General features: G+C 76.2%; 17 protein-coding genes and 1 tRNA gene. 6 read left to right on the forward strand and 12 right to left on the reverse strand.

The annotated features are described in order from the left end of the window. Positions 1-96: 96 nt before the first annotated feature. From rlmB to BUE45_RS22610, 3 genes are all read left to right on the forward strand, one after another. Complete coding sequence (gene rlmB / locus BUE45_RS22600; protein WP_073381432.1) at positions 97-1,071, forward strand: 23S rRNA (guanosine(2251)-2'-O)-methyltransferase RlmB; 975 nt, start codon at positions 97-99, stop codon at positions 1,069-1,071. Positions 1,072-1,192: 121 nt separating this feature from the next. Further along, positions 1,193-1,265 (forward strand) — tRNA-Thr (locus BUE45_RS22605). Positions 1,266-1,447: 182 nt separating this feature from the next. Beyond that, a complete protein-coding gene (locus BUE45_RS22610) occupies positions 1,448-1,855 on the forward strand; it encodes a hypothetical protein (RefSeq protein WP_073381433.1) in 408 nt (135 codons plus the stop codon). Here the strand turns inward: BUE45_RS22610 and BUE45_RS22615 are convergent. Continuing rightward, a complete protein-coding gene (locus tag BUE45_RS22615) occupies positions 1,827-3,665 on the reverse strand; it encodes a hypothetical protein (RefSeq protein WP_073381435.1) in 1,839 nt (612 codons plus the stop codon). The genes BUE45_RS22610 and BUE45_RS22615 overlap by 29 nt on opposite strands. A gap of 194 nt (positions 3,666-3,859) precedes the next feature. Between BUE45_RS22615 and BUE45_RS22620 the strand changes: the two genes are divergently transcribed. Then, positions 3,860-4,867: a phospholipase D-like domain-containing protein gene (locus BUE45_RS22620; protein WP_073381436.1), complete on the forward strand. Its 1,008-nt coding sequence runs from the start codon at positions 3,860-3,862 to the stop codon at positions 4,865-4,867. Between the two features lie 67 nt (positions 4,868-4,934). Here the strand turns inward: BUE45_RS22620 and BUE45_RS33910 are convergent, their stop codons facing one another. The 8 genes from BUE45_RS33910 to BUE45_RS22660 form a co-directional block, all read right to left on the reverse strand. Continuing rightward, positions 4,935-6,404 carry a phytoene desaturase family protein gene (locus BUE45_RS33910; RefSeq protein ID WP_073381438.1) on the reverse strand — a complete coding sequence of 490 codons (1,470 nt, stop codon included), beginning with the start codon at positions 6,402-6,404 and terminating at the stop codon, positions 4,935-4,937. Positions 6,405-6,517: 113 nt separating this feature from the next. Further along, entirely contained in the window at positions 6,518-8,320 is a 1,803-nt protein-coding gene (locus tag BUE45_RS22630) for an ABC transporter ATP-binding protein (protein ID WP_084737662.1), read from the reverse strand. Beyond that, positions 8,317-9,129 (reverse strand): class I SAM-dependent methyltransferase, encoded by an 813-nt coding sequence (locus BUE45_RS22635; RefSeq protein WP_073381439.1) that lies wholly within the window; start codon positions 9,127-9,129, stop codon positions 8,317-8,319. Before BUE45_RS22635 ends, BUE45_RS22630 begins: the two co-directional genes overlap by 4 nt. Further along, positions 9,126-9,716 (reverse strand): hypothetical protein, encoded by a 591-nt coding sequence (locus BUE45_RS22640; RefSeq protein WP_073381441.1) that lies wholly within the window; start codon positions 9,714-9,716, stop codon positions 9,126-9,128. The genes BUE45_RS22635 and BUE45_RS22640 overlap by 4 nt, the downstream gene beginning before the upstream one ends. Then, positions 9,713-11,605 carry an alpha/beta fold hydrolase gene (locus BUE45_RS22645; RefSeq protein ID WP_073381442.1) on the reverse strand — a complete coding sequence of 631 codons (1,893 nt, stop codon included), beginning with the start codon at positions 11,603-11,605 and terminating at the stop codon, positions 9,713-9,715. The genes BUE45_RS22640 and BUE45_RS22645 overlap by 4 nt, the downstream gene beginning before the upstream one ends. Before the next feature lie 87 nt (positions 11,606-11,692). After that, positions 11,693-11,893 (reverse strand): hypothetical protein, encoded by a 201-nt coding sequence (locus BUE45_RS22650; protein WP_073381443.1) that lies wholly within the window; start codon positions 11,891-11,893, stop codon positions 11,693-11,695. 16 nt (positions 11,894-11,909) lie between these two features. Then, on the reverse strand, positions 11,910-12,101 hold the full coding sequence (locus tag BUE45_RS22655; protein WP_073381444.1) for a hypothetical protein: 192 nt from the start codon (positions 12,099-12,101) through the stop codon (positions 11,910-11,912). Positions 12,102-12,117: 16 nt separating this feature from the next. Next, a complete protein-coding gene (locus BUE45_RS22660) occupies positions 12,118-12,324 on the reverse strand; it encodes a hypothetical protein (protein WP_073381445.1) in 207 nt (68 codons plus the stop codon). Positions 12,325-12,591: 267 nt separating this feature from the next. On the opposite strand from BUE45_RS22660, the gene BUE45_RS22665 reads away from it, so the two are divergent. Further along, positions 12,592-13,029, forward strand: coding sequence for a CoA-binding protein (locus tag BUE45_RS22665; RefSeq protein WP_073381447.1), 438 nt, complete (start codon positions 12,592-12,594; stop codon positions 13,027-13,029). 37 nt (positions 13,030-13,066) lie between these two features. Here BUE45_RS22665 and BUE45_RS22670 read toward each other — a convergent pair whose 3' ends face one another. From BUE45_RS22670 to BUE45_RS22680, 3 genes are all read right to left on the reverse strand, one after another. Beyond that, positions 13,067-13,669, reverse strand: a complete 603-nt coding sequence (locus BUE45_RS22670) for a TetR/AcrR family transcriptional regulator (RefSeq protein WP_073381449.1) — start codon at positions 13,667-13,669, stop codon at positions 13,067-13,069. Positions 13,670-13,762: 93 nt separating this feature from the next. Continuing rightward, positions 13,763-14,329 (reverse strand): dihydrofolate reductase family protein, encoded by a 567-nt coding sequence (locus BUE45_RS22675; RefSeq protein ID WP_073381450.1) that lies wholly within the window; start codon positions 14,327-14,329, stop codon positions 13,763-13,765. 128 nt (positions 14,330-14,457) lie between these two features. Beyond that, the gene (locus BUE45_RS22680) at positions 14,458-15,324 is read right to left on the reverse strand and encodes a DMT family transporter (RefSeq protein WP_073381452.1); all 867 of its coding nucleotides are present in this window, start codon (positions 15,322-15,324) and stop codon (positions 14,458-14,460) included. 631 nt (positions 15,325-15,955) lie between these two features. Between BUE45_RS22680 and BUE45_RS22685 the strand changes: the two genes are divergently transcribed. After that, on the forward strand, positions 15,956-16,159 hold the full coding sequence (locus BUE45_RS22685) for a hypothetical protein (RefSeq protein WP_073381454.1): 204 nt from the start codon (positions 15,956-15,958) through the stop codon (positions 16,157-16,159). Positions 16,160-16,391 lie beyond the last annotated feature (232 nt).

Below are 16,391 nucleotides of genomic sequence, written 5' to 3' on the forward strand. Positions count from 1 at the left end.
TCCTGGGGGTTTGCCGCCGCCATCGGCGACGCGGCACCCCACCGGCCGGAGGATTCTTCCGGCATGCTCGCGACACGTAGCGGAGGGACGGCGACCATGCCGGCGAAGAAGAGCAAGAAGGGCCCCACCAAGGGCAGCGGCGGCAAGGGCCGCAGGTCCCTGGAGGCCAAGAAGGGCACCCTGCCCGCCGAGCAGCGGCACTGGTACGACGGCAAGCAGCGCTCCCAGGCGATCCGCCGGGCCAAGGAGCTGGAGGGCTCCGGCGCCGCCCCGCGCACGGCCCGCGAGTCCGAGCGCCGCCGCGTCGACTCCGACCTGCTCGTGGGCCGCAACCCCGTGCTGGAGGCGCTGCGCGCGGGCATGCCCGCCAGCCGCCTGTTCCTGTCCAACAGCCTCGACTCCGACGACCGCGTCAACGAGGCCGCCCGCCTGGCCGGCGAGCAGGGCGTGGAGGTGCTGGAGGTCACCCGCGCCGAGCTCGACCGCCGCTGCGAGAGCAACGGCCAGCCCGGCGCCGTCCACCAGGGCATGGCCCTCCAGGCGCGGCCCTACCGCTACCTGGTGCCCGAGGACCTGCTGGAGCGGGCGCTGGGCGCGCAGGAGCCGGCGCTCATCGTCGCCCTCGACGGCGTCACCGACCCGCACAACCTCGGCGCGATCGCCCGCTCCGCGGCCGCGTTCGGCGCCGACGGCCTGCTCATCCCCGAGCGCCGCTCCGCCGGGGTCACCACCACCGTGTGGAAGACCTCCGCGGGCACCCTGGCCCGGATGCCGATCGCCCAGGCCACCAACCTCACCCGCGCGCTGGAGGCGTTCAAGAAGGCGGGCGTGTTCGTCGTCGGCCTCGACGCCGACGGCGACGTCGCCATCCCCGGCCTGGACCTGGCCACCGGCCCGCTGGTCGTGGTGGTGGGCTCCGAGGGCAAGGGGCTCTCGCGCCTGGTGCGCGAGTCCTGCGACGTGATCGCGAGCATCCCGATCCGCAACGCCGAGTCGCTCAACGCCTCGGTCGCCGCCGGGGTCTCCCTCTACGAGGTGGCCCGCCTGCGGGCCGAGGGGCGCGACTCCTGACGCCCTCCCGCCCCGGCTCCGCACCACGGGGCCGGGGTGCGGCCCTCCCGAGTAGGCCGGAACACACCTCAGCCGGTACCATGCGGGAGGACGCGGCTCCCTCCGGGGAGCCCGACGCCCCGCCGGCGTAGCTCAATTGGCAGAGCAGCCGCCTTGTAAGCGGCAGGTTAGGAGTTCAAGTCTCCTCGTCGGCTCACTTTCCCCGCCTCGGTGCGGGTGCGTGGCCGTGCGGGTGGCAGGATGCTGCCACGCGGGGGCCTTTCGGGGGCCGGGGGCCGTCGGTAGGTTGGGCGGCCATGGACACTCCTTCCGCTCCGGGGCCGGTGCGGGCTTCCGGCGTTGCCGCGTGAGCGGCGGCGGGAAGCGCGCGGGCCGCGTGCGCATCAGCGTGGACCTCGACCGGGCCGACTACCGGCTCATGCGGCGTCTCGTCCTGGAGCTGGGAGAGGCGGCCGACCGCCCCGCGCTCACGCACTCCTCCGTGTGGCGGGCGCTGCTGGCGGAGCTGGGGGAGAACGACGTCCTGGCGGAGCGGATCGCGCGGCGCCTGCGGCGCGGGCCCGGCACCCCGAGCGCACCCGGTGACGTCGGGATGTCCGGCGCACCGGGTGTCGATGCCACGCCGGGTGCGCCCGGTGTTGCCGGTGCGGTAGGCACGGCCGACGGCTCCGGCGCGCCTGGGAGAGTCGCCGCCCCCGGTACCCCCGACACCCCCCGCGTGTCCGGGGACCCCGGTACTCCCACCGCTCCCGCCGTCAGCCCCGGGCCAGCCGCCGACCGATGAGCTCCAGCCCGTAGCGCAGCCGGCGGAAGTAGGTGGCCCGGCTCAGGTGGAGGCGGATCGCGAGCCGCTCGTGGCCGCGCACCCCGTCGAGGTAGTAGTGCGCCAGGATCCGGCCCGCCTCGGCCTCCTCCGCCGATCCGCTCACGGACAGGGCCCGGACCTCCTCGCGCAGCCGCGCCCGCAGCTCGGCCGGCGAGGCGGCGCCGCTGAGGGCCAGCAGCGGGCTGTCGCGCAGCCGCTCGGGGGAGTCGATGTGGGTCAGCGCGTGGCGTACCTCGCGGCCGGTCGAGCGCGTGCCGGCCGCCTCCGCGGCGGGGGCCGACAGCCGTTCGGCCCACTCCAGGAACGCGTCCGAGCCGAAGTCCTGGCCGTGGACCTCCGGGCCGCGGCCGCAGCGGTAGACGTCGTCGCGGGTGCCCCCGTGGTGCTGGAACCGCAGCGCGTGCAGCAGCCGCTGGTAGCCGGGGTTGACCGTGGAGACCGACAGGTACAGGCCGAGCCCCATCACCCGGTGCAGGATCGACCGCAGCAGCTGGGCGTGCAGCCCCCGGTCCGGGCAGAAGGCGGCGCCCAGGACCAGGCTGTGCCCGGGGCCCCCGTACCGGGTGAGCAGGCCGTCGGTGTGCTGTTGCAGGAGCGGTTCCACGCTGTCGGCGGTGCGGTCCTCCACGCGCAGCAGGCCGCTGACGCCGACGGGGACCCCCTGCGGGTCGAAGACGAGGTGGAAGCCGCCGGGGTCGGCGTGCATCCACCCCTCCACGAGCCGGTCGGTGCGCCGCGGGTCCAGCCCGCTGTGCCGGGCCCACCCGTTCATGAGCGCGCCGACGGTGTCCGCGTCCCCGGGGGAGGCGGTCCTGACGAGACCGTTCTCGGGGCTGCCGGGGAAGAGGGTCGTCTGGACCGCCTCCTCGTCCGACAGGGCGACGATCCCCTCCAGGATCCGGCCGCGCCGCGGCCCGGGGGGCTCCACCAGGAGCATCCGGCGGCGGTGCGCGGTCGCACGGCCGCGGGCCTCGCGGTGGCCCGCGGGCTGCCGGGTCCGCCGGGCCAGCGCCAGTACCCGGCGGAAGGGCTCCGACAGCACCAGGCCCGCCTCGGTGCCGTGCACCACGCTCAGCTCCGCCAGGGCGGCGAACGCCTCGCCGTCGACGCCGATCGCCTCCTCGTCACCGCTCCACACGCTGGCCAGGCCCTGGAGGGCGTCGGCCCAGGCGCGTCCGGGCGCCTCGCGGTCGAGCCGGGACAGGATCTCGGGCGCCACCCGGACCGCCACCGCGCCCGGGTCCGCGGCCGTCCCCCCGTGCAGCGCGCGGCAGGCGGCCTCGGCGATGAGTGGGTTGCCCGCGGCGAGGTCGGTGACCACGCCCAGGGAGCGCGGGTCGTGTATCTGGGCGCGTTCGGCGATCCCGCGGACCTCCTCGTCGCGCAGCGTGCGGAACGGGAGCACCCGTGCCCCGGACAGCGCCCATCCCGGGCGGGAGAGCAGGGATCGCCGCGACACGACCAGGACCGGACGGCCGCCGGGCGCCCGGTTCCGCAGCGCGCTCAGCGCCGCCAGGCCCGCGGGCCCGTCGGCGCCGTCCGCGACCAGGGGCCGCGAGGTGTCCTCGGCGAGCGCGCTCCGCAGCGCGCCGGCGGCGCCCGGCGCCTCCAGCGCCAGCACGGGCAGCGGGGCCAGGCGCGCCACCAGTGCGGACTTCCCGCAGCCCAGGGGGCCGACGAGGTTGACCAGGGGGTGGCGCTCCAGAGCGCTCAGCAGACCCGCCGGCGTGGTCGGGAGCGGGGGATCGGCGGCCCGGGGGGCGTACATGGGATCTCGCGTTGCTTTCCGTGGGGGCGGTGCGCGGTGAGGGGCCCATTGAAGCAGGGGCCCGCGGCTCCGGGAACCCCCCTGCCGGCCGTGAGAGAAGATGAGACGTTGATGAGACTGCGGGAGGGCGAGTCTCGGTTAGCTTTTCCCCGTGGTTCCGGCGCGTGACCGGGACCGGACTCGGAGAGAGCGCCATGGAGACTCGCACCATGTCCGTGCTCGGCCTGAACGGTGTCGAAGAGGACGTCTACCGCCACTTCCTGCGCAACCCCGGATCACCCGAGGCGACAGCGGACCTCGCCGTCCTGCGGGGCGGGCGGGAGGTGGACGCCGCGGTGGCCCGGTTGCGGGACCTGGGCCTGCTGCACGGCGACGGGACCGGGGTGTGGGCCGCCGACCCCGCCGCCGCGGTCGCGCGGCTGTCGGAGGACCGGCTGGAACACGTGCACTCGACCATCCGCGAGATCGCGGACATCGGGCCGATCATGAGGTCCCTCCAGCAGGACAGCCCGTACCCGCCGCCGCAGCGCACCCCGGTCTCCGGTCCGGGCGGCTCCCTGGCCAGGCTGGAGACCCTGCCCCTGGTGCGGACGCACATCGACCAGCTCGCGTTCACGGCCCGCGCCGAGGTCCTGGCCAGCGAGCCCTACGACGTGCTGTCCCCGGAGAACATCCGGCACGCCCGCCCGCTCGACCTGCGGTGCCTGCGCCGGGGGGTGGCCCTGCGCAACCTCGTCCGCGCCAGCGCGGTCGGGGACGCGGCGACCCTGGAGCACCTGCGGGGGCTGCGCGCGGCCGGCGCGCAGGTGCGGGTGGCCGAACGGCTCTCGGAGCTGATGCTGGTCTACGACCGGCGGACGGCCCTGGTTCCCATGGACCCCCGGGACTCCGGGCGGGGCGCCTTCCGGATCGAGGAGCCGAGCCTGGTGGAGAGCCTCGTCCGCTACTTCGACCGGCTGTGGGACGACGCCCGGGACCTGGGCGAGGTCCTGGGCGAGGAGCCCGGGGCCGCCCCGCCGACCGAGGCGCAGCTGCTGGTCCTGGAGCTGATGTGCACGGTCAGCAAGGACGAGACCGGGGCGCGGCGCGCGGGCATGTCGCTGCGCACCTACCGGCGGCACATCTCCGACCTCCTCAGCCTGCTCCAGGCCAACAACCGGGCCCGGGCCGCGCTGGCGGCCCGGGAGCGCGGCTGGGTCTGACGCCCCGCGCCCCGCTCCCCGGACCCCGGAGCGCGGAGCGCCGGTGCCGCGGAAGGCGGTTCCGCGCTCAGAGCGCTGCCCCCCGCGCCCCCGTCGGCGCCAGCGGGGGCGCCGCCAGGCCGAACTCCCGGCGCAGCGCCGAGCGGGCGGCCAGGAACCCGCTCATGCCGTGCACACCCGGCCCCGGCGGCGTGGCGGCCGAGCACAGGTAGACGCCCGGCAGCGGCGTCCGGTACGGGTTCCACCGGGGGACCGGCCGCAGCAGGCTCTGCCGCAGCGAGATCATGCCGGTGCCGATGTCACCGCCCACGTAGTTGGGGTTGTAGCGGGCGTAGTCGGCCCCCGACATGCCGCGCTCTGCCACGACGGTGTCGCCGAACCCGGGCGCGTACCGCTCGATCGCCGCCCTGACCACCGGCAGCGGGTCCTGGGCCGAGCCCGCGGGCAGGTGGGCGTACGCCCAGACCGGCCGCAGGCCCCCGACCGCGCGCGCGGGGTCCGCGACCGCCGGGTCGACCACGAGGACGAACGGCTCCTCCCCCCGCTCCCCGCGCGCGTTCGCCGTCTCCTGGCGGAAGATCCGCGCGGCGGTGCCCCCCAGGTGCACGGTCCCCGCCCGCCCGACGCCGGGCGCCGCCCAGGGGATCGGCTCCGACACCAGGAAGTCGGCCTTGCCCGCCGCGGGCCCGTACCGGTAGCGGCGCAGCGCACGGAGGTAGCCCGCCGGCAGCCTCCCCGGCGCCAGCCGCGGCAGGGCGGTCGGCGCCGTGTCCAGCAGGACCAGCGGCACTCCGCCGAGCAGGCGCAGGTCGGTGACCTCCTCCCCGGTGACCAGGGTCCCGCCGTGCGCCCGGATGTCGTCGGCCAGCGCCGCGACGATGCTCGGCCCGCCTCCCCGGGGCAGCGGCCACCCGGGTCCGTGGGCGAGCTGGGCCAGCAGCAGGCCGACGGCCGCCCCCGGCAGCGAGGGCAGCGGTCCCACCACGTGGGCGGCGGCACCGGCCAGCAGCGCCGGCGCCTCCTCCCCCCGGAAGAGCGAGTAGCCCGCCCGGCTCCCCATCAGGAGCGTGCGCACCGCGGTGGCCGGGGCCGCCCGCAGCCCCCCTGGCAGGCGCATGTCGGAGAGCAGCAGCTCCACCATGTCCTGCCCGCGGGACAGCAGCGGCTCCATCAGCGCGCGCCAGCGCGGCCCGTCCGGGCCCAGCCCGGCGCAGGTGGCGTCGAGGTCGTGCCACGCCAGGGCGGCCCGGTCCCCGCCCAGGGGGTGGGCGTAGCTCACCTCGGGCCGCAGCATGCGCACGCCCCGCTCGGCGAGGCCGAAGGCGCGGAAGAACGGCGAGGCGACCGCCATGGGGTGCACCGCGGAGCAGATGTCGTGGACCACGCCGGTGCCGAACAGGTCCTCCCCGCGCAGCCCGCCGCCGAGCCGCCCGGCGGCCTCGTACACCACGACGCGCAGCCCGGCGCGGGCCAGGGTGACCGCCGCGGCCAGGCCGTTGGGCCCGCTGCCGACCACGGCGGCGTCGAACTCGCTCACGTGCGGTCCCTCCGAACGGTCATGTCACTGCCACCCGTTGCCCCGCGGCAGGGGCGCGGGCGCGGGTGCGGAGGCGGTCGCTGCCCGGGGTGCGGTGCCTGCGGGGTGCGGGTTCATACCGAGACTCCTGAACTGTGGAAACCGGTGGGTTCTGGTGTACCCGGTGCCTCCCGGGAGGGATCGTGCACCAAGGCCGCGGTGGCCAGGCGGCGGTACAGGCCGTCCTCGCGGAGCAGGTCCTCGTGGCGGCCGACGGCCCTGACCCTGCCCTCCTCCAGGACGACGATGCGGTCGGCCTCGGCAACGGTCGAGATGCGGTGGGCGATGGCGACCACGGCGCAGCGGCCCGCGATGCGCCGCAGGCTGTCGCGCAGCGCCCCCTCGGCCTCCGCGTCCAGGTGGGCGGTGGCCTCGTCGAGCAGGACGATCTCGGGCCGGCGCACCAGCGCGCGGGCCACGGTCAGCCGCTGGCGCTGGCCGCCGGACAGTCCGTTGCCCTGGTCGCCGATGAGCGTGTCCAGCCCGTCGGGCAGGGACGCGACCACCTCGGACAGCCCGGCCAGCTCGACGGCCTCGCGGATGTCGTCGTCGGTGGCGTCCGGCGCCCCGTACGCGATGTTCTCCCGCAGCGTCCCCGCCATCGCCACGCTGTCCTGCTGTACGTAGCCGACCCGGCCGCGGATGTCGGGCGGGGCCATGCCGGCGATGTCGCGGCCGTGCAGCAGCACGCTCCCCCCGCTCGGCCGGTAGAACCGCTCGATGAGCTGGAACACCGTCGTCTTGCCCGCGCCCGAGGGGCCCACCAGGGCGGTGAGGCCGCGGGCCGGGACGGTGAAGGAGACGCCGTCGAGCACGGGGCGGTCCCCGTAGGCGAAGACGATGTCGCGCAGCTCCACGGCCGGGCGCTCGCCGTCGGCCGGTTCCCGCGGGGCCGCCGCCGCGGCCGGCCCGCCGCCCGCGTCCTCCTGCGGGAGCCAGCTCAGCTCGTCCACCCGGTCCAGGGCGGCCCGGCCCTGGAGGTAGGTGCCGATCGACATGAACACCACGACCAGCGGGGACACGAGGTAGAAGAGGTACATGGTGAACGCGGTGAAGGCGGCCGGGTCCACCGCCCCCGTGGTGACGCGCACCATGCCGATGCCGAGCACGGCCGCCAGCGACGCCTGGAGCCCGACGTTCAGGACCGGGGTGAACAGCGCGTTGAGCAGGTTCACCCGGTTGCCCGAGGTGCGGACCCGGTCCGCCAGGCCGGCCAGCCGCTCCTGCTCGGCGTCCTCGGCGCCCGCCCCCTTGACCGTGGGCAGGGCGGTGAGCACGCGCTGGAGGTCGGCGCCGAACGCCCCGGTGTCCTCCCGGTTGGCCAGGGCCGCGCGGCGCAGCGACCGCGCCAGCCCGACGGCGCTGAACGCCGCGACGCCCAGGCAGGCCACGGTGAAGAGCATCAGGCCCGGGTCGGTCCAGGCCATCATGGCCACGCACCCGAGCACGACCAGCCCGTTGAGGATGATCTGCGCGAGGCTCTGGGTCAGGGACACCTTCATCAGGGAGGTGTCCCCGACCAGGCGGGTGTGCACGTCGCCCATCCGCTGCCCGTCCAGGTGGGCCAGGTCGGCGCGCAGCACCCTGCCGGACAGCAGGACCCGCGCGTCGCGGACGATGTTCTCCCCCGCCCGGCCGATGAGCACGCCCTGGAGGGAGGAGAGCGCGGCGTCCGCCAGGAACAGGGACACCAGCAGGACGATGAGGCCCGTGAGCGGACGGCCCAGCCCGGCCGCCTGGATCAGCCCGGCCAGGAGCGCGGGCTGGGCCAGCGTGGTGACCACGCCCGCGGCGCCCACGGCGATCCCCGCCCCGAGCAGGCGCCGCTGCCCCCGGGCCAGCCCGGCGGTGATCCCCCCACCGCGCGGCGCCGTCACCGGGCGCCCCCGCCGTCGGCGGCCGTGTAGCGGGAGATGTGGACCGGGCTGTGCGTCTCGTCGAAGGCGCCGCCCGACCAGTCGCCCCACCGCGAGACCGGGACCAGCCCGGCCTCCTCCGCGTAGCGGTCGACCTCCTCCGGGGTGGTGAGCCGGGTGATCTCCGTGCCCAGGGACACGCTCCCGTTCTCGTGCCACAGGTGAGTGGTGTGCCAGATGCCCCGCTCCGGCATGAGCGTGGAGTAGGTCTGTAGGCCGGTGCCGGGCTCGGGGTAGGGGACGAAGAACGAGGTCCGCTGGAGCCCCTCGTGCAGGGAGGCGACGAGCCCCGGGTTGTGCGTCTCCACGACCAGCGTGCCGCCGGGGGCGAGCCTGCCCGCCGCGCGCCGCACGGCCGCGCGCTGGTCCTCGGGGGTCAGGAGCTGGGAGAGGGTGCCGCAGACGCAGTAGACGAGCCCGTACTCGGTGCCGTCGTCGAAGACGCGGATGTCGGCGTGGGCCGGCCGGACCGGGGCCGCGGAGGCGGCGGATGCCTCCCGGAGCCGGTCGAGCATCTCGGGGGAGGAGTCCACGCCGGTCACCTCGCCGACGAGGGCGGACAGCGGGACCGCGATCCGGCCGGTGCCCACGCCCAGCTCCAGCGTGGCGCCGCCGGGGTGCAGGTCCGCGAGCGCCGCGGCGGTGACCCGGTCGGAGCCGTCCTGGGGGAAGAGGCGGTCGTAGAAGTGGGCGAAGGCCCGTCCGTAGCCGGAGTCCGCCACGGGGGAGCGCCCCGCGGCGCCGGCCGCCTGCTCGGTGTCGGTGGTCATGCGGGCACTCCTTCCACCCCGGGCGCCGGGGTGCGGGACAGGGGCGTGTAGGGGGAGACGAAGAGGACCTCGGGCTCCTCGGAGGTGTCGTATCCGGCGTTGCGGGTCAGGGAGAACTGGAAGCCCTTGGCGGGTGCGCCCCCGGAGGCGGCGATCACGTCGCCCAGGTGGGAGCACAGGAGGCGGTAGGAGGGCAGGGTCCCGGCCGGGCCGAACCCCTTGTCGAGGTGGCGCAGCACCTCGGTCCCGAGGTCGAAGATCGCCTTCTCCGCGCGCCGCTCGGGGTACCAGGCGATCTGCCGCAGGCGGCGCCCGGCGATGACCTCCAGCGGGATCCACTCCGACGTCTCCTCGGCCTCGGAGAGCGTCCGGTAGTAGAACTGGAAGTCGTGCTGGGCCGGGGTGGGGGCGAAGAAGCACCAGTTGGGGAAGAGCGTGGACAGCGGGTCCATCCGCCGCACGCGGTTGAACGACGGGTGCGGGTGCTGGGAGCACATGGTGCCCACCAGCAGGGCGGCCGCCGCCAGGAGGACGACGCCGTCCGCGCCTCCCGGCAGGGGGCGGCGCGCCGTGGTGCGCGGGGTCATCGCTCCTCCGTCCCGACCGCGGCGGGCGCGGTGCTCTCGTCCAGGAAGTCCAGCAGGAGTCCCACCGCCCGGGCGGCGTGGTAGGGGTCGGTCAGCAGGTCGTCGTGGTCGCTGCCGGGGATGACGGCGCAGCGGACGGTCCGGTCGGCGGAGTGCGCGGCGGCGAGTTCGCGGTGCAGCTCCAGGTGGTCGGGGTCGCGGTCCACGGTGTGCTGGGCGGACAGCACCAGCGCGTGCGCGTCCAGGGGCTCCAGCGGGCCGGCGAAGTCGCCGAAGTCCCGCTCCACCGCGTCCCACTCCCGGACCGCGGCCCTCCACACGCGGGCGTCGACCGTCTCGGTCAGGGCGCGGGCCCGGACCTGGTCGGGCAGGCTGCGCACCCAGGAGGGGGTGCTCATGAGCGTGCCCATCCCCAGCCGCAGGCTGACCGCCACCGTGCGCAGCGCCCCGCCGACCCGGGCGGCGCTCTCCGCCTGCTGGTCCGACCGGTGCAGCTGGTCGGGGTGCGAGCTGTCGAGGTAGACGACGCCGTGCACGCGGTCGCCGAGGGCGGCGGCGGCCCGGCGCGAGATCTCGCCGCCCAGCGAGTGCCCGGCCAGGACCACCCGGCGCCCCTCGGGCACCGCCCCGGCGACGAGGTCCACCAGGTCGTCGACGGACTCGTCGAGGCTGTACGGGCCGGTCGCCCCCCGCCGGCTGGGGCCGTAGCCGGCCCGGCTGGGGACGAGCCACTGGAGGCCGCGCCCGTTGAGGGCCCGGGTGTACCAGCTGAAGTGCAGGGGGATCGCGCCGAGGCCGTGCACGAAGACCACGACCGGGTCGGTCCGGTCGGCCGAGGCCGTCCCGTGGTAGGCGAGGGTGTTGCCGTGCCTGGTGGTGACCCGGCCGCCCGGCTCCGGGTGCTCCAGCACGGTGGCCCGCCGGTGGGCGGCCACCGCGGCGGAGGCGGCGGCGGTCCCCAGCGCCAGCAGGCCCGCCACCGCGGGGAGGCGGTCGTCGCGGTCGGCCGTGGCGGGCAGGCCGCGCGGGGCGCTGGTGTACATGACCATCGGGTACATGGCGGTGAAGGCGGGCAGGAACCGGCCCAGGCCCATGACGACCCCGTTGGCCACGTGGAAGAGGAAGACGGAGCCGAGCACCGGGCGGACCAGCGCGCCCCCCTTGGCGTAGAGCACCGGGAAGCCGCACTCCAGGGCCAGCACGCCGTGCGCCAGCAGGCGCGAGGCCCGCGGGAACCGGCGGGTGAGCTTCCAGACGCCCTCGTGGCCGTAGGTGCGGGTGCGCATCACCCCGGACAGGGCGTCGCCGGTCCGCCAGTCGCGCCCGAGGAGCTTGACCCAGCCGGAGAACAGGTACGAGAGCGTGCACTGCGCGGCCACGTACCACATCAGCGCGTCCTTGACCGCGGGCGAGGATGAGATCCGGGCCAGGCCGGTCGCGGTCTGCACCACGATCGCCGCCTGGTCCGACCCGTCGGTGCCGTAGCGCAGCGAGGGGTAGAGCAGGGTTCCGCTCACCCCGAGGAAGAGGGTGCCCGCCCCGCGCCAGCGTCCGCGGCCGGGCAGCAGCAGCGCCGTGCCGACCGCCACGCGGGCCGCGTGCAGGGCGGTGGTGGTGCGCTTGTCGGAGGCGAGGTCCAGCACGGCCCGCAGGGCGGGGCCGTAGCCGGCGTACCCGTCGCGGGAGATGGCCCATTCGTTCAGCCGGGAGGGGCCGTGGCGGTGCTGGTCGACCAGGTACTCCGCGCTGGAGGCCAGGGAGGTGAGGGCGGAGATCCGCTCCGAGGCCCCCAGGGCCTGGTCGCGGGTGAGGGGGACGGGGCCCAGGAGCGCGGACAGGGCGCGGCCCGCGAGCCTGCGGACTCGCCGGGTTCTGCCGGAGGCGGGCATGGGGGACCTTCCTGTGGGGGGAGGAGGGAGGGGGAGGGGCGGCCGCGGTCCGGGGCGTCCGGACGCCCCGGACCGCGGCCCCGACCGCTAGGCGTGGGGCAGGGTCGGGTGGGTGCTGTTGAGCCCGGCGTTGAACGCGTAGATCAGGGCGTAGCCGATGGCGACTCCCGCGGCCACGCCGGGGGTCGCCGTGACGGGGGCCTGCCCGGACACGGACCGGCCGTGCGGGTCGCGGATGTCGATGTCGGCCATCGAACCCGGGCGCGACAGGAAGGAAACGTCGTTCACTGCGCCTCCTGCGTTTCTAGGCGTGGGGGAGGGTGGGGTGGGTGCTGTTGGCGAGGGCGTAGCCCAGGGCCACGCCGGCCGCCAGGCCCGCGGTGACGGCGAGCGGGGTCGCCGTGACGGGGGCCGAGCCGAGGCGGACGCTGCCGCCGTCGGTCTCGGTCAGGGCGCCGGAGCCGACGAGGGAGGCGGGGGGAGTCAGGGGGTTCACTGCGTCTCCTGTGTTTCTAGGCGTGGGGGAGGGTGGGGTGGGTGCCGCCGCCCAGGGCGTTGGCGAGGGCGCCGGCGGCGTAGGCGACGACGATCGCCCCGGCCGCCCCCACCACGACGGGGGTCGCCGTGACGGGGAGGCCGGACTCGAACACCTGCCCTTCGGCGTCCTCTTCCAGGGCACCGGGGACGATGTCCCAGTGCGGTCGGACCTGTGTCCGCATGCTCGCTCCTCACGACCGCGCTGCCGCGGTCCGATGTGGTTCCGGGACGGGCCCGGACGGGGGAGGCCCTCACGGAGGGGATCCGCGGGGGCCGTTCCCACGATCGCAACGCACGGTGCCGAAGTGAAGGCGGATCGTCGGCACGAGGCTGCCGCGCGCGGTGCAGCATGATGCAAGGGGGGAGCGCGGTCCCGCGCGGGCCCCGGTGCTCCGCAGGTCCGGCGGGCGGCGGGAATCGGTGGTGCGCCGGGGGCGTTGTCCACCCACATGACCGAGCCGTGGCTGGACCGCAAGACCATCGACCACCTCCTCGACGACACCGCGACCTGGGCGGTCGTCGGCCTGTCGAACGACACCGGCCGTACCGCGTACGGCATCGCCCGGCTGCTCCAGGAGAAGGGCAAGAGGATCGTCCCGATCCACCCCGGCGCCGCCGCCGCGGGCGAGGAGGTCCTGGGCGAGAAGGCCTACGCGACGCTCGCCGAGGCGTCCGCCGCCGTCGGCCCCATCGACGTCGTGGACGTCTTCCGCCGCTCCGAGGCGGCCGGGGAGTTCGCGGACCAGGCCGTCGCGATCGGCGCCCGCGGGGTGTGGTTCCAGCTCGGGGTGGTGGACGAGGAGGCGTTCCGGCGCACCGAGCGGGCCGGGGTGCCGATGGTGATGGACACCTGCCCCGCCATCCAGTGGGGGCGGCGCGGCGCCTGAGCGGCCGGGCCCGGCCGCCCCGGCCCCGGGGCGGCCGCTACAGCGGCCAGTGCCGCAGCGACGTGTCGACGAGCGCCTGGAGTTCGTCGTGGCCCACCCCGTCGGCGGCCTGGACGGCGATGCCGAACCCCAGCGTCACGACGTACCGGGCCAGCCGCCGCGGGTCGGTGCCGGGCGGGAGGTCGCCCTCATCGGCGGCCCGGCGGAAGCGCTCCTCCAGGTGCAGCCCCGACGTCCTGCGCCAGTCGGCGAGCAGGTCGTGCGGGGTCCGGTTCCCCGCGCCCGACGCCAGCGCGCCCTGCACGACCAGGCAGCCCGGCGGTCCGGCGAGGGTGGTGGCGCGCACCGCGCCGCGCAGGAACGCCTCGGCGGCCCCGCGCGCGGTCGGCTCCCGCAGGGCGCGCGCCGTGTAGGAGGCGGGACCCTCGGTGTAGCGCTCCAGCGCCTTGCGGAAGAGCTGTTCCTTGTTGCCGAAGGCCGCGTACATGCTGGTCTTGGTGATCCCCATGGCACCGGTGAGGTCGGTCAGGCTCGACCCCTCGTAGCCCTGTTCCCAGAACACCCGCATCGCGCGTTCCAGGGCCTCGTCGATGTCGAATTCCCTGGGCCGACCCACGACAGTACTCCGGGAACCGCTCATGCCCCGATCCTACGCCCCGGTACGGAACCGCCGCCGGGCCGCGGGGCCGGGGCGCGGGCGGTGTCCCGGCCCCGCGGGGGAGGGGCGCCGGGGTCACCGGACGACGTCGAAGACCTGCTTCTGGACACCGTTGGAGTACGCCTCGTGCTCCACGAGCCGCAGGGCGGTGAGGTCCTTGTCGGTGTCGCTGAACAGCCTCGCGCCCGCGCCCAGGAGCAGCGGGAAGACGAGCAGGTGGTAGCGGTCCACCAGGCCCGCGTCGGCCAGGCCCCGGGCCAGGGTGGCGCTGCCGTTGACGATGATCGGCCCGCCGTCGGTCTCCTTGAGGGCGGCCACGTCGTCCAGCGAGCGCAGCAGCGTGGCGGGCCAGCGCCCGTCCTGCTCGGCCAGGGTGGTGGAGACCACGTAGCGCGGCATCGCGTTGTAGCCCGCGAACTCCTCGGTCATCGAGGGCCACACCGGCGCGAACGCCTCGTAGCTGCGGCGGCCGAGCAGCAGCGCGGTCGCCTCGTCCTGCTCGCGGGCCTTGATCTCGTAGGCGGCCGGGTCGAACTCGACGGCCGTGAAGGTCCAGCCGGTGTTGCGGTACCCGGGCTCGCCGCCCGGGGCCTCCATGACGCCGTCGAGGGAGATGAAGGCGGTGACGATCAGAGTGCGCATGATGTGTGTTCCCCGTTTCCGCTCGCACTGACACCTTCTCGTCGAACGGGGCCCGGCGCGATCGACACCGCGCCGGGACCTTTTCCGGGATTTCCCCCGCCGGGCGGGCCGGCCCCCGCCCGGCCCGCTCAGGCGGGGTGCGGCGCGGGCGCCGGGAGGCGCGCGGTGAGCAGGGAGATGCCGTAGGCGCAGCCCGCCGCGGCCAGGGCCGCCGGGACGAGGCCGATCGGCCCGCCCAGGAAGGACTCGCCCATGAAGGCGATGGCGACGACGGAGGCCGCGACCGGGTTGGCCACCGTCGTCACGCCCAGCGGTGAGCCGAGTTCCATGCCCTGGTAGGCGGCCTGGGCGAGCAGCACCCCCAGCACGGCGATGACGCCGGTGCCCGCCGTCGCCGGGTGGGCGAGCGCGGCGGCGCCGTCGGTGCCGACGAGGGTCACGGCGGTCTTGGCCAGCGCGGAGGAGACGCCGAAGGCGACGCCCGCCACGGCGGCGAGCAGGTGGCTGCGCCAGGTGGGCGGGCAGCGGCCCGCCGCCCAGGCGCCGGCGGCGAGCAGGACCAGGGTGCCCAGGGTGACGGCGTACCCGTCGGCGGTGGTGAGGGGGTCGCTGCGCCCGTCCGTCACGGACAGGCCCAGCAGGACCGCCACCGAGGCCACGACCAGCACGGCCCCCCGGGTCTGGCGGCGGCTCAGGCGCTGCCCGCCGAGCCGGGTCGCCCAGGGGATCGCGAAGACCAGGGCGAGGACGCCCAGCGGCTGGACCACGGTGAGCGGGGCGAAGGCCAGGGCCGCCACCTGGAAGCCGGCCCTGCCCCCGTTGAGCACGATCGAGGTCCACCACAGGGGGCGCGCCAGCAGGGCGGCGAGGGACCCGCGCTCCACCAGGGGCTCGGGGACCAGGACCGCCAGCCGCCACTGGGACACCGCGGCCCCCGCGTAGGCGACACAGGACAGGGTGCCCATCAGGGCGCCGAGCCAGACGAAGGGGTCCATGTCAGCGATCCTCGCCCGGGCTCGGGGGCGGTGTCGTCATGCCCGGGGATGATCCCGCGTGACCGGGGCGCGACCGTGCGTGTCCGCGGTGCCGCGGTGTCCTGCCGGGGCGGTGGCCGGACCCGCGGAGGTGCGGGTGGCGGGCGGGGGGCAAGGGGCTCCTCGGTGATCCGGGTGCGGGCGGTCCCGGCGGACCCGGGGGAGCCGCCGTACCGGCCGGGGGAGGCTCTGTCGGTGCGGTGTTCGGTGCCGGGGGGCCGGTGCCGGCGGTCCGCCCGCGTGCGGGCCGCGGGACCCCCGGGCCGGACACCTGAACGGCCCGGGGGCCGCGGTCGGACGGGCGCCGGGTTCACGGGCGCCCCCCGCGGAGCCCGGCGCCGTACGGTCCGGGTTCCACATGCCTCCAACGGTCGGCGGGCCCTGCCGGGTTCCCCGTCCGGGACACCGGTTCCGCCGGGCCCGTGCCCGCGCACCCGCGCACCGGGTTCCGCGCCGGGCGCGGCCGGTCCCCGCCCCGGCGGCCGGGCCGTGTCCGCGCGCGGGGGCACCGCGGTCCCGGGACCGCGGTGCCCCCGCCGGGGTCGGTTAGGATGCCCGGCATGCCTTCGACCGCACCCGCCGGAACCCGCCGATGAACACCGCCTCGATCGTCTCCTGGGTGCTCTTCGTCGCCGTCTTCGCGCTGACCCGGGCCCTCACCAGGCAACCGTACGCCGACCTGTTCGGCGGCCCCGGCCTCGCCGCGACGCTCGCCTCCTTCGGCACCGCCGCCGCCCTGGGCCTGCTGGTGCTGCTCGCGGTCCAGCGGTTCGCCGGGCGCCCGCCCCGGGAGTGAACGGGGCGCCCCAGCCCCCGTTCACTCCCGGGGCGGGGGGCGGTGTGTCGCATTCCGTCCCCTCCGCGCGTGAGCGGGTGCGTCCGGGCGGGGGTGCCTGCGACGCCCGGGCCGAGGGCGCCGCGGCGGTGGGAGGGCGCACGTGGCGGGCGTCCGGCCACACCCCGTGCGGACGCCTTCACCGGGCGCTCGGCAGGTGGGCGAAAAGCCGCAGCCCCAGGGGTTGTGGATC

It is taken from the genome of Nocardiopsis flavescens (genome assembly GCF_900141985.1).
GTDB lineage: Bacteria > Actinomycetota > Actinomycetes > Streptosporangiales > Streptosporangiaceae > Nocardiopsis > Nocardiopsis flavescens.